A 14,211-nucleotide genomic window follows, 5' to 3' on the forward strand; every position below is an offset into this window, starting at 1 on the left:
ATGGACAAGTCTGCAGCAGAGCGTATTGCCCAGCGTTTCGTCGGCCTGCCCGTCGAACAGCGGCGCCAGATCCTCGCCAAAATGCATGAGACCGGACAGAGCTTCAAACTGCTGCCCATCGCCGTGACCCGGCATGCCGCAGCGCGTATTCCGCTGTCTTACGCGCAGCAGCGCATGCTGTTCCTCTGGCAGATGGAGCCGGGCAACGCAGCCTACAACGTGCCTTTGGCGGTGCGTTTGAAAGGCGCACTGGACCGGCAGGCGCTGAGCGCAGCGCTGGAGCGGCTGGTGCAACGCCATGAAACCCTGCGCACCCGCTTCGTTTCAGAGGATGGCGTGTTCTATCAGGAGATTCTCGAACAGGCTACAGTCGCTCTCGAGTTCGCGTCGGTGGCGCCCGCAGACATCGAGCAGCAGGTGCGCGCCGAGTTGCAAAAGCCCTTCGACCTGCTGAGCGGCACGCTGCTGCGGGTCAAGCTGTTCCAACTGAGTGAAAGCGAACACGTACTGACCGTGTGCATGCATCACGTGGTGTCCGATGGCTGGTCCGGCGAAGTGCTGATTCGCGAGTTCGTGCAGTTGTATCAGGCTCAGGTATCCGGACAGCCGATTTCGTTACCCGAGCTGGCGATTCAGTACGCAGATTACGCGATCTGGCAACGCGCCTGGCTGGAGGCCGGGGAGGGCGAGCGGCAGCTGGACTACTGGAAACAGCAACTGGGCAGCGAACATCCGTTACTGAGCCTGCCACTGGATCATCCGCGTCCGCTGCAACCGAGCCATCGCGGTGCGATGGTGCGCGTCGACCTGCCGCAGCAATTGTCCACGCAACTGAAAAGCCTGGCGCGCAACAATGGCCAGACCCTGTTCATGGTGACGCTGGCGGCGCTGTCGGTGGTGCTGTCGCGCTTCAGCGGGCAGTCCGACATCCGCATCGGCGCACCCAATGCCGGGCGCACACGCAGCGAGCTGGAAGGGCTGATCGGCTTTTTCATCAACACTCAGGTGCTGCGCGTGCAGGTGGATGAGCGGCAGAGCTTTGCCGAGCTGCTGGATCAGGTCAAGCAGGTGGTGACGGGCGCGCAGTCGCATCAGGAACTGCCGTTCGAGCATCTGGTGGATGCCTTGGCACCGGAGCGCAATCCGGACCACAACCCGCTGTTCCAGTTCAAGATCAATCAGCACGTGCTGGCGGCCGATGGCAGCGGGCAGCGCGTGTCGGGCCTGACGGTCGATGAGTTCCCGATGGGCAGCAGCGATGCGCGTTTCGATCTGGCCTTCGACTTCACCGACACGCCCGAAGGGATACGCGGTTATTTCACCTACGCCACCGACCTGTTCGAAGCGCAGAGCATCGAGCGTATCGCCGAAGCGTTGCGCAGCGTGCTGCAAGCACTGGTCTCGGACACCGACCGGCGTCTGGCCGATCATCCACACGCCTTATCGTCGCCGGTCGCCGAGCAAACCCAGGACGTTGCCTGCCCCGATTTCCTCAGCCTCTGGCAACAGGGCCTGCGTGCCGGGCGTGGCAACACCGCGTTGCGTGTGGGTCAGCAGGTGTTGAGCTTTGACGAGCTTGAGACACGCAGTAACCAATTCGCCCGCTACCTGCACGCCCAGGACATCAAGCCGGGCATGACCGTCGCGCTGTGTCTGGACCGCTCCGTGGAATGGGTGGTCAGCCTGCTGGCGGTGCTGAAACTGGGCGCGGTGTACTTGCCGCTGGACAGCGCGCAACCGTTCGAGCGCTTGCAGCAACTGGCCCGTGACAGCGGCGCGGTGCTGCTGGTGCATGCCCCCGATGATGACAAGGCCGCGCGGTTGGGCGTGTGCCCGGTGCTGGCGTTCGATGCTGCGCTGTGGGCCGCTGTCGATAGCGGGGCGCTGGATGTTCGGGTGCTGTCTGGGCAAGCGGCGTACATCATCTACACCTCCGGCTCCACCGGGCAGCCCAAGGGGGTGGTGGTCAGCCACGGCGCGCTGGCCAACTATGTGCAGGGCGTGCTTGAGCGTCTGGCGTTGAATGAAGGGGCGAGCATGGCGATGGTGTCGACGGTCGCTGCCGACCTGGGGCATACGCTGTTGTTCGGTGCGCTGGCGTCCGGCCGACCGCTGCACCTGCTGTCGCACGAGCAGGCGTTCGACCCTGACGGTTTTGCGCGTTACATGGCCGAGCATCAGGTTGAAGTGCTGAAAATCGTGCCCAGCCATTTGCAGGGCCTGCTGCAGGCCGCCAACCCGGCGGACGTGCTGCCTGGGCAAGTGCTCATTCTGGGTGGCGAGGCCAGCGCCTGGGCGTTGATCGAGCAGGTGCGTGCGCTCAAGCCGGGCTGCCGGATCATCAACCACTACGGCCCGACCGAAACCACGGTCGGTATCCTGACCCACGAAGTGGCCGGGCACCTCAGTGCCTGCCGTAGTGTGCCGGTCGGTCAGCCGCTGGCCAACGGCAAGGCGCGGGTGCTGGACGCTTACCTCAATCCGGTGGCCGAACGGGTGGCCGGTGAACTGTATCTGGGCGGTCGCGGGCTGGCGCAGGGCTATCTGGGCCGTGCGGCAATGACCGCCGAACGCTTTGTGCCGGACCCGGACGCCAACGGTCAGCGTTTGTACCGTGCAGGCGACCGCGCGCGGTGGGTGGATGGCGTGCTGGAATACCTCGGCCGTGCTGACGATCAGGTGAAAATCCGCGGTTACCGGGTCGAACCGGGCGAGGTCGGCCGGCTTCTGCAAACCCTGGAAAACGTGGCCGACGCCGTGGTGCTGGCGCAGCCGCTGGAAAGCGATGAAACACGTCTGCAACTGGTGGCCTATTGCGTCGCGGCAGCCGGCACGAGCCTCAACGTCGACAAACTGCGTGAGCAACTGGCGGCGCGCTTGCCCGAGTATCTGATGCCCGCGCAGATCATGCTGCTGGACAGTCTGCCACTGACCGCCAACGGCAAGCTCGACAAGCGCGCCTTGCCCAAGCCTGGCGTGGTCAAACAGCGCTACACCGCGCCAGTCGGCGAGATCGAGGAAAAGCTCGCCGCCGTGTGGGCGGATGTCCTCAAGCTGGAACAGGTGGGCAGCACCGACAACTTCTTCGAGCTGGGCGGCGATTCGATCCTCAGTCTGCAGATCATCGCCCGCGCCAAGCGTCAGGGCATCAAGCTCAGCCCCAAGCAATTGTTCGAAAGACAGACCATCGGCCAACTGGCTTCGGTGGCGAAACTGATTCAGAAAAAGCCCGCCTCCGTGGCGGAGCAGATCAGCGGTTCGTTGCCGTTGCTGCCGATTCAGGCGCGTTTCTTCGAGCTGGACATCCCCGAGCGTCAGCACTGGAATCAGGCGCTGATGCTCAAGCCTCTGCAAACGCTGGAGGCCTCTTGTCTTCAGTCGGCATTGACGGCGTTGGTCGAACAGCACGACGCGTTGCGTTTGGGTTTCTCCCAACAGGACGGCCAATGGCTGGCCACCTTCGGCACGCAGAACACTCGTGAGCTGCTCTGGACCCATGAGCTGGACAGCATCGAGCGTTTGTCTGAGCTGGCCGATGAAGCGCAACGTAGCCTGGACCTGAAAAACGGGCCGCTGCTGCGTGCCGTGCTGATCGACCTGCCACAAGGCGAACAGCGCCTGCTGCTGGTGATTCATCATCTGCTGGTGGACGGTGTGTCATGGCGGGTGTTGCTGGAAGACCTGCAACAGGCGTACATCGCCCTGGCAGCAGGTCAGCCAGCGCTGCTGCCGGCGAAAACCAGTTCGCTGAAAAGCTGGGCCGAGCACTTGCAGGCCTACGCGCAAAGCCCGGCGCTGGAGCAGGAGTTGGGCTACTGGCAGGCGCAATTGCAGGACGTCAGCGACGCCTTGCCGTTTGATCATCCGCATGGCGGCCAGCAACAGCAGCACGCGCTGTCGGTGGTCACGCAACTCAATGGCGAGCTGACCCGGCAACTGCTGCAGGACGCCCCGGCGGCCTACCGCACGCAGATCAATGACCTGCTGCTGACCGCGCTGGCGCGGGTGGTCAGTCGCTGGACCGCGCAGCCCCATGCACTGATTCGTCTCGAAGGCCATGGTCGCGAAGACCTGTTCGACGCACTGGACCTGAGCCGCACGGTGGGTTGGTTCAGCAATGTGTACCCGGTCAGGCTCACCCCACAGGCCTCGCTGGCCGATTCGATCATGACCATCAAAGAGCAACTGCGCGCAGTGCCCGACAAGGGCATCGGTTACGGCGCGTTGCGTTACCTGGGCCGCGAATCGGCGCGGCAGACCCTGCAAGCCTTGCCGCTGGGCAGCATCGTGTTCAATTACCTGGGGCAGTTCGACGGCAGCTTCGACGCACCGCAGGCACTGTTCACACCCTCCGCCGACAGCAGCGGTGCCTCACAGAGTGCCGCTGCGCCGCTGGCTGCGCCGATCAGCATCAACGGTCAGGTCTATGCCGGTGAGCTGCGGCTGAGCTGGACCTTCAGTGGCGCGGTGTTCGAGCGCGACACCATGCAGCGCCTGGCCGATGAGTACACCGCCGAATTGCAACAGCTGATTGCCCATTGCACCACCGAAGGCGTGGCGGGGGTGACCCCGTCGGACTTCCCGCTGGCGTGCCTCAGTCAGTCGCAGTTAAGCCGTTTGCCGATACCTGCCGGGCAGATCGAAGACCTCTACCCGCTGGCACCGATGCAGCAGGGCATGCTGTTCCACACCTTGTTCGAGCAGGAGGCGGGCAATTACATCAATCAGATGCGCATTGAGGTCAGTGGCCTGGACGTGCCGCGTTTCCGCGCCGCCTGGCAGGCCACGCTGGATGCCCATGAGGTGCTGCGCAGTGCTTTCATCAGCCATCTGCAGCCAGCGCTGCAAGTGGTCTTGCGTGATGTGCGCATGCCTTTTGTCGAGCTGGATGCCCGGACGCAGTCGTCCGGCTGGATCGACCAATGGGCCGATGCCGACCGCCGGCAGGGTTTCGAGCTGGCCCACGGGCCGTTGCTGCGCCTGGCCGTATTGCGCACCGGCGAGCAGAGCCATCAGCTGATTTACACCAGCCATCACATCCTCATGGATGGCTGGAGCAGCTCGCGCCTGCTCGGTGAAGTGCTGCAACGCTATAGCGGCCAGACACAGCCGAGGCAGGTCAGCCGCTATCGCGATTACATCGAATGGTTGCAGCGCCAGGATGCCGGGCTCAGCGAGCGTTTCTGGACCGATCAACTCGCCAGACTCGATGAGCCCACGCGGCTGGTTCAGGCCTTCAAGGCGCCTGAGAACGGCCAGGGGCACGGTGATTACCTGCACTTGATCGACGCCGAGAACACCCATCAACTGAGCGAGTTTGCCCGTGAGCAGCGCGTGACCCTCAATACGCTGGTGCAATCGGCCTGGCTGCTGGTGCTGCAACGCTATACGGGGCAGTCCAGCGTCACCTTCGGCGCAACCGTGGCCGGGCGTCCGGCTGATCTGCCGGGTGTCGAGGAGCAGCTCGGGCTGTTCATCAATACCCTGCCGGTGATCGCCAGCCCGCGTGCCGAGCAACGGGTAGCGGAGTGGGTGCAACAGGTCCAGGCGCAGAACATCGCCTTGCGCGAGCATGAACACACGCCGCTGTACGAGATTCAGCGTTTGGCCCGCAGCGCTGGCGAGGCACTGTTCGACACCATTCTGGTGTTCGAAAACTACCCGGTGTCCGAAGCCCTGCAACAGGCTGCGCCGCCCGGGCTGGTGTTCGGCGGCCTGCGTACGCAGGAGCAAACGCATTATCCGCTGACCCTGGTGGTCAATCTCGGCGAAACCCTGTCGCTGCGCTTCAGCTACGCCCGCGAGGCGTTCAGCGAGCAACACATGGCGCAGTTGTCGGCGCATTTCCAGCAGGTCCTGCAGGCGCTGACGCATGACGCACAGACGGCGCTTGGCGAACTGGCGCTGTTGAGCGACCGTGAGCAGCAGCATGTTCTGCGCGAGTGGAACGCCACAGCTGCAGACTTCCCCAGTGAAGCCTGCCTGCACAGCCTGATCGAAGCCCAGGTATGCGCCACGCCGGACGCTCCGGCGCTGATTTTCGCTACTGAACAACTGAGCTACGCGCAACTCAACGCCCGCGCCAATCAGCTTGCGCATCGCCTGCGTGAGTCGGGCGTTGGCCCGGACGTATTGGTGGGCATTTGCGTCGAGCGCAGCCTGGAACTGGTGATCGGTCTGCTGGCGATCATCAAGGCCGGTGGTGCCTACGTGCCGCTGGACCCGGACTACCCCGAGGATCGTCTGGCCTACATGATGCAGGACAGCGGTATCGGTTTGCTGTTGACCCAAGCGGCGCTATTGGAGCGTTTGCCTGTTCCGCCTCAGGTGCAGAGCCTGTGCCTGGATCAGGACGGCGACTGGCTTGCCGGTTACAGCACCGCCAACCCGGTCAACCTCAGCCATCCATTGAACCTGGCTTATGTGATTTACACCTCCGGCTCGACCGGCAAGCCCAAGGGCGCGGGCAACAGTCATCGTGCGCTGGTCAACCGTCTGCACTGGATGCAGAAAGCTTACAAAATTGATGGCAGCGATACCGTTCTGCAGAAGACACCGTTCAGTTTCGACGTATCGGTCTGGGAATTCTTCTGGCCGCTGATGACCGGCGCACGTCTGGCCATGGCGCTGCCGGGTGATCACCGCGACCCCGAGCGGCTGGTGCAGACCATCCGTGAGCATCAGGTCACGACGCTGCATTTCGTGCCGTCAATGCTGCAGGCGTTCATGACTCATCCCCAGGTGGAAAGCTGTAACACGCTGCGCCGAGTGGTATGCAGCGGCGAAGCACTGCCTGCCGAGCTGGCCGCTCAGGTGCTCAAGCGCTTGCCGCAGGCCGGTTTGTACAACCTGTATGGCCCGACCGAAGCGGCCATCGACGTGACCCATTGGACTTGTAGCACCGACGATATCCTCAGCGTGCCGATCGGGCAGCCGATCGACAACCTGAAAACCCATATTCTCGACGACGGCCTCCTGCCTGCTGCACAGGGCGTGGCGGCGGAGTTGTACCTGGGTGGCGTCGGTCTGGCGCGTGGTTATCACAACCGTGCAGCACTGACGGCCGAGCGCTTTGTGCCGGACCCGTTCGACGAACAGGGCGGCGGCAGGCTGTACCGCACCGGCGATCTGGCGCGTTATCGCGACGCAGGTGTCATCGACTACGCCGGGCGTATCGACCATCAGGTGAAGATTCGCGGCTTGCGCATCGAACTGGGCGAAATCGAAGCGCGTCTGCATGAGCATGCCGCCGTGCGCGAAGCCACGGTGATCGACATCGACGGGACGTCCGGCAAGCAATTGGTCGCTTATGTGGTGCCGACCGATGCCGCTGATGCGCCGGACGTTCTGCGCGAGCGTCTGCAGGTTCATCTCAAGGCTCATGTGCCGGATTACATGGTGCCGGGCTACTTCGTATTTATCGATTCGATGCCACTGACCGCCAATGGCAAGCTGGATCGCAGAGCACTGCCGAAGCCGGACGTGGCCCGCTCACAGCAGGGTTACGTGGCGCCGCGCACTGCATTCGAGCAGCGTCTTGCTGAGTTGTGGGAGCAGGTGTTGCACGTCGAACGGGTCGGGCTCAACGACAACTTTTTTGCCTTGGGCGGGCACTCGCTGCTGGCGGTTTCACTGGCGGGCAGGATTCGCGAGACGTTCGATATCTCCATCAAGCTGCATGACTTGCTGTTGCTGCAGACCCTGGGCGAGCTGGCTGATTTCATGCGTGCCGATGAAGCCAGGGTCAAATCGGCGGTCATCGCCATGAACGCCAATGGCTCGACGCATGCGCCACTGTTCTGCCTGCCGCCGGGCGGTGGTGGCACGTATTCGTATTACCCGCTGGCGGGCAAATTGGGCGACAGCCGACGGGTTTACGGGTTGGTCAACAAGGCCTATGTGGTGCCGGGCTGGTTCGATACGTCGTGGCCGGACATGGTCGATTACTACGTCGAGCTGATCCGCACGACCCAGCCACACGGGCCTTACAACCTGCTGGGTTGGTCGATGGGTGGCGCGCTGGCCATTGAGGTCGCGCATGTGCTGGAGCGCGCTGGCGAAGTGGTGAGCTTTCTCGGGCTGGTCGACACCCAGCTACCGACATCGGCTGGCATGGAATGGGTCGAAGAGGACCCGCACGTCACCACGCAGCAGCAGGGCGAAAACTACTACCGCGGCCTGATCAAGAGCCTGCAGGCCTTTGTGCCGGGCTTGCAGGAGCAAACCATTGTCGACCTGATCGAAACGGCCCGGCAGTCGGTGACCGGGGAGAGTGAAGTGATTGATCGAGTGATCGAGCAGATCGCGCTGCAACACGCAATGAACGTCGACAACCTGCGCAGCATGTTCCAGGACATTGCGGTGCAGGACGAAATCGAAACCGGTTACACATTGCTGGAAGCCAACGCGAAACTCAGCCAGGCGTTTACCTTGAAGACTCTCAATGTAAAGGCCGATTGCTGGTGGGCAGGGCAAAGCCGCAAACCGGGGCAGATTGCCAAGGCTGAAGCAGTGCTGCTGGAACAGTGCTCGGTCAACGGACTGCGCAGCTCGACGACGATTGATCAACGACACGACAACCTGGTGATCGCTGAAGCATTTCTGCAGGGGCTCGCCGAGCGGTTGGTGTGACGCAGAGCGTCACGAACGGCATTCCCACGCGGAGCGTGAGGAACGATAGGTGTCCGGGATGGAGTGCGAGGAGCGATGGGTGTCTTGGCTGGCGCGTACGGGACGATAGGGTCAGGGCTTGAGTGTGAGGGATGAGACGCGTTTTGAAGAGCACCATCGTGCCCATGCTCCAGCGTGGGCATGCCTTTCTGGACGCTCTGCGTCCTCTCTTGAGTGCGTGGCGAGGTATCGATTGTGACGCAGAGCTTCACGCACGGCATTCCCACGCGGAGCGTGAGGAACGATAGGTGTCCGGGCTGGAGTGCGAGGAGCGATGGGTGTCTTGGCTGGCGCGTACGGGACGATAGGGTCAGGGCTTGAGTGTGAGGGATGAGACGCGTCCTGAAGAGCACCATCGTGCCCATGCTCCAGCGTGGGCATGCCTTTCTGGACGCTCTGCGTCCTCTCTTGAGTGCGTGGCGCGGTATCGATTGTGACGCAGAGCTTCACGCGCGGCATTTCCACGCGGAGCGTGAGGAACGATAGGTGTCCGGGCTGGAGTAAGAGGAACGACAGGTGTCCGCTGTTGATCGCGAGGGGCAAGCGTCGCTTAAAAATCACCGCGCAGGGTCAGGACGTAGTTGCGCGGGTCGCCGTAATAGTTACCGCGGTCGATGTCGCCGGTGGCCTTGTAGTATTTGCGATCCAGCAGGTTGTTGCCGTTGAGCGCCACCGACCAGTGTTCGTCGATTTTCCACGCGACCCGGGCATCCCAGATGGCCCGGCCAGCGTTATCGATGGGTTGGGTCGACTCGTGTTCCGAGTAGCCGCTCTGCGCCGAAACCCCGCCGCCGACGCTCAACCGACGCCAGGCGCCGGGCAGGGTGTAGCTGCTGGTCAGGCGCAGCATATGCCGGGGTGTTTCTGCTGAAATGGACTGTCCGTCACTGCCGCGGGTGATGTTGAACGTGTACCCGGCAAGGGTCTGCAATCCCGGTAACGGCTCGCCACTGATTTCCATGTCGACGCCCTTGCTGCGCCGGATATCACCGTTCAGGTAGCAGGTCCCATAGGCATCATTACTCAGGCACTGGCCGGCGTTGGCGTCATCCTCGACGGCTACGTCCTTCTGCTTCACATAAAACAGCGCCAGTGACACGTTCAGACGTTTGTCGAACAGTTCGCCCTTGATTCCGGTTTCGTGGCTGGCACCGATGGCCGGATCAAGCAGCGTGCCTGATGCCGTTCGATAGGCGCTTTGCGGCAGGAAAATATCCGTGTAACTGGCATACCACGACCAGTCCCGGTTGAGGTCGTAGATGACCCCCGCAAACGGCGTGACCTGGTTGTCCTCCTGCGCGCGACGGGTTACGCCTGCGGATGTGGTCTGATAGTCATAGCTGCTGACCCGGCCGCCCATCACCAGGCTCAACGATTCCGTCAGGCTCAGACGCAGGTTGCTGTAGAGGCCATAACGTTTGTCGCTGTAGTCGGTACGGCGCCAGGCCGGGCGCACAGGTTCGGCAATCGCGTCGTGGTCGGGGTTGAAGATAGCCAGCGGCTGATTGGCGTTGACCGTGGCATAGCGCGACTCGCGTTTCTGTTCGGACCCATTACCGCCGACGGTCAACTGGTGACTCAGGCCAAAGGCGTCGAACCGGCCATCCAGGTGCGCGTCGACGCCATCGCTATGGATATCGTCCGAGCGAAACAGGGTTCTGACCAGTCGGGAACCGCTCTGCGTCGCCGGGTCGATGGCGCCCTGTGCGTAAGCCACCTTCTGATCGAAAGCACCCTCGGAGCGGGTTGCCGACAGTGTGCCGCTCCAGTTTTCGTCAAAGCGGGTTTCCAGCTCGCTGAACACTTCGTCAGTGCGGGTCTGGTGGCGGTTCCAGTCCTGGGCCAGCGACGTCGAGCGCGGCAGGTCGATGGCCTTGCCGTTGCTGTAGCGGGGCAGACCGAAGATCGAAAAGCCTTGGGTGTCGGCGCTCTGATGGCGCACGCCCAGGGTCAGGGTGGTGTCTTCGCTCAGGTCGGTTTCCAGGATGCCGTAGAACAACGGCGCGGTTTTCTGCAGACCATCGGTGAAATAGCCGCGGTCTTCATAGGACGTTACAAAACGCCCGCGGATGCTGCCGGAATCGTTGAGTTTGCTGCTGCCATCCAGGTCGACCCGGTAGTTGTCCCAGCTGCCTGCACGGGTGGTAATCGAGAACTGCGGCAGGGCGGTCGGGCGCTTGCGGACCAGATTGACCGCGCCACCGGGGTTGCCTGCGCCAATCAGCAGACCGGCCGCGCCGCGCAGCACTTCGACGCGGTCGTAGATTTCCATGTCCGGGGTCATCCAGCCGGTCACGCTGTAACCCTGACCAGCCACGCCATCTATGATGTAACTCTCGTCCTCCAGCGCAAAGCCTCGCGAACTGAAGACATGAGAGCCGAAATTGCGTTGGGAAAAGGTGATGCCGGGCGTTTGTGCCATCACCTCGTCGAGGCCGGTGAGGTTTTTGTCGTCCATCACCTGGCGGGTCATGACGGTGACCGACTGCGGCGTTTCGCGCAGCGACTGAGCGGTCTTGTTGATGCTCACGCCGGTGGCCGAATACGCGCCGCTGCCCTCGGTGGTGATGCCGAACGAATCGCCCTTGATCGCCACCGGCCCGAGGCTCATGGTTTGTGCGGAGGCAGCAGCGCCAAGGGTCAGGGTGTTGTCTTCAAGACTGTGCGCTACGTTGGCTTTTTTCAGCAGGTCGGCGACGGCCTGTTCGGGCGTCAGCCTGCCGTGCACCGGGCTGCTGAGCTTGCCGTTCAGGTCGTCGGGGTTGTAGAGGATTTGCAGATCGCACTGGCGGCCCAATTCCTTCAGGGCACTGCTCAGCGTCTGGGCCGGGATATCGAACTCGAACTCCTCCGCCAGCGCCTGTCCCTGGACACTCAACGCCAGCACCAGCCCCACACTGCCCAGACGCAGGCCGAGCGTTTTCACGCGGCCTGTGCGCAGACGGCTGGAGGATGTTTGCATGGGAGGGATGGCTCGTTGAGATCAATGGCGAAGGATAATGCATTTGCGGTGGAGTTGGTGGTATGCAGATGTTTGCGGAGTGTCCCGGCCCCCAGCGTTCCGCTCGCTCGAACGCTCATGGGCCAGTATGTTGTCCAAAAATGCATCGTCTGAACTACAGTCTTCGCGAACAAGTTCGCTCCCACGGCCTTCGGCCAGAATCAAAAGCGGGCTTGTATATAACGCTGAATGCAGAGCGTAGGCGCTAGAATCACGCCTATCGTTTACTTAGATCAGAAATCCCCCCGCAGTGTCAGGACGTAGCTGCGCGGTTCGCCGTAGACGTTGGAGCGATCGGTGGCGATCGAGGTGGTGTAGTACTTGCGGTCGAACAGGTTTTCGGCGTTGAGTGACACCTTCCAGTTTTCGTCCAGTTTCCACGACGCCCTGGCATCCCAGATGGCCCGACCGGCCACGCCAAGCTCTTTGTTGGACGGCACTTCGTAACCAGAATCCGCCGACACACCGGCGCCCAGGGTCAGGCGGTTCCAGGCACCCGGCAGGTTGTAGCTGGTGTTGAGGCGCAGCATGTGTTTCGGTGTTTCGTAAGCCACATCCGAATCACCGTTGTTGCGCAGCATGTTGTAGGTGTAACCGCCGAACACTTGCAGCCCCGGTAACACCTCACCGCTGGCCTCGACATCGACGCCCTTGCTGCGGCTGATGCCGTCCTGCAGGTAGCAGGAGCCGTCGGAGCTGGTAGGGCACAGTTCAGTGGTGTTCACATCAACGGCGGCTACATCTTTCTGCTTGATGTAGAACAGCGCCATCGACAGGTTCATGCGCTTGTCGAATAGCTCACCCTTGAAGCCGGTTTCGTAGTTGGAGCCGATGGCCGGGTCCAGTGGCGAGCCGCCAGCGGAGACGTAGTTGGCCTGTGGCGTGAAGATGTCGGCATAACTGGCGTACCACGACCAACTGTCGTTGATGTCATAGATGACGCCCGCGAACGGCGTGAATTCCTGAGTCTGCTTGGATTCGTAACTGTTTGCCGCACCGGTTTTGACGTCGTACTTGTAGTCATACCAGCTGAGGCGCGTGCCAAGCACCACGCTCAACGGTTCGCTCAGGTGAATGCGCGTGTTGGCGTACAGGCCCGCGCGTTCTTCGGTGGTGTCGATGTCGGTTTGCCAGGCTGGACGGGCTGGTTTGGCGAAAGCGCTCTGATCGACATCGAAGACGTTGACGGCGGTGCGCCTGGTCACGGTCGCCTGATGCGTGTTGGCGTTCTGCTTCGACCAGTCGGCACCCAGGGTCACCTGATGTTCGAGGCCGAACGCGTTGAAGTTGCCTTCCAGCTGGCTGTTCAGACCGACGCTGTCGACCTCGTCCTTGCGAAACAGCGTGCCCTGAAAGTTGGAGCCCGCCAGCGTCACGGGATTCACTGCGCCCCGTGCGTAGGCAATGTTCTGGTCGAAGCCACCCTGGGAATAGGTCAGCGAGGTCCGGCTGGTCCAGTCCTCATTGAAGCGATGCGCGACTTCGGTGAACACCTCGGTCATGTCGCTTTCATGGCGATTCCACTTCTGCGCCAGGTTGGTCGAGCGCGACAGGCCCAGCGACTGGCCGTTGCTGTAGCGTGGCAGGCCATAGATCGAGTAGCCGTTGATGACCTGTTCCTGACGTCGCAGGCTCATGGTGAGGGTGGTGTCATCGCTCAGGTCGGCTTCGACGATGCCGTACAGCAGCGGCGTGCGGCTGTCGCGACCATCCAGATAGGAGCCGCTGTCATCGTAGGCCGCGACCATGCGCCCGCGCAGGGTGCCTGAATCGTTGAGCTTGCCGCTGCCATCCAGGTCGACCCGGTACTGGTCCCAGGAACCGGCGCGGGTGGTGATCGAGAATTTGTTATCGGCAGTCGGGCGTTTGCGCACCAGATTGACCGCGCCGCCGGGCTGCCCGGCACCGACCAACAGCCCTGACGCGCCGCGCAGCACTTCCACACGGTCGTAGATGGCCATGTCCGGCTGCATCCAGCCGGTGATCTGATAGCCCTGACCGCCAATGCCGTCGACCAGGAAGCTTTCCGCCAGCAGCGAGAAGCCGCGCGAGGTGTACACGTGACCGCCGAAGTTGCGGTACTGGAAAGTGATACCCGGGGTGTCTTCCAGCACGTCGCTGAGGCTGGTGAGGTTGTTGTCATCCATGACTTGCCGAGTCACCACGCTCACCGATTGCGGTGTTTCGCGCAGCGATTGCGGTGCACCCTTGCCGATACTCACTGCGCCGGTGGTGTAGGAACCGGTGCCGTCGGTGGTGGTGCCCAGGTAATGCGAGTCGATTGCAGTCGGGGCCAGATTGACGGTGCTTGTGGTGTTCGAATCGTCTGCGACGGTTTCCTGTGCCTGACCGGCGACCGGCATGCACAGCGCAAGACCCATGGCCGCCATGGATGGCCGGGAGCGGAACATCTGACTGAGCATCAACGCTTTGCTGAGCGGGGTGAGTCGTGACGGGTTGTGCATGAATTGGCTCTTTCCAGTGAGTATCGGCAAGGAGATTGGGAGCGTCGTTCAGGCCTGCGCAGTCGGGTCCAGCCG

At 62.4% G+C, this 14,211-nt stretch carries 3 protein-coding genes; 1 reads left to right on the forward strand and 2 read right to left on the reverse strand.

Annotated features, from left to right (window positions below):
- Positions 1–8,631: a non-ribosomal peptide synthetase gene (locus PI739_RS04840; RefSeq protein WP_271351527.1), complete on the forward strand. Its 8,631-nt coding sequence runs from the start codon at positions 1–3 to the stop codon at positions 8,629–8,631.
- Positions 8,632–9,220: 589 nt separating this feature from the next.
- Here PI739_RS04840 and PI739_RS04845 read toward each other — a convergent pair.
- Entirely contained in the window at positions 9,221–11,632 is a 2,412-nt protein-coding gene (locus PI739_RS04845) for a TonB-dependent siderophore receptor (RefSeq protein WP_271351528.1), read from the reverse strand.
- 272 nt (positions 11,633–11,904) lie between these two features.
- Positions 11,905–14,136 (reverse strand): TonB-dependent siderophore receptor, encoded by a 2,232-nt coding sequence (locus PI739_RS04850; RefSeq protein WP_003433158.1) that lies wholly within the window; start codon positions 14,134–14,136, stop codon positions 11,905–11,907.
- Positions 14,137–14,211 lie beyond the last annotated feature (75 nt).

It is taken from the genome of Pseudomonas cerasi, from assembly GCF_027983475.1.
Classification (GTDB): domain Bacteria; phylum Pseudomonadota; class Gammaproteobacteria; order Pseudomonadales; family Pseudomonadaceae; genus Aquipseudomonas; species Aquipseudomonas cerasi.

Coding starts and splice junctions, on each gene's coding strand:
- PI739_RS04840 (WP_271351527.1), top strand. CDS start 1: ATGGACAAGTCTGCAGCAGAGCGTATTGCCCAGCGTTTCGTCGGCCTG.
- PI739_RS04845 (WP_271351528.1), bottom strand. CDS start 11,632: ATGCAAACATCCTCCAGCCGTCTGCGCACAGGCCGCGTGAAAACGCTC.
- PI739_RS04850 (WP_003433158.1), bottom strand. CDS start 14,136: ATGCACAACCCGTCACGACTCACCCCGCTCAGCAAAGCGTTGATGCTC.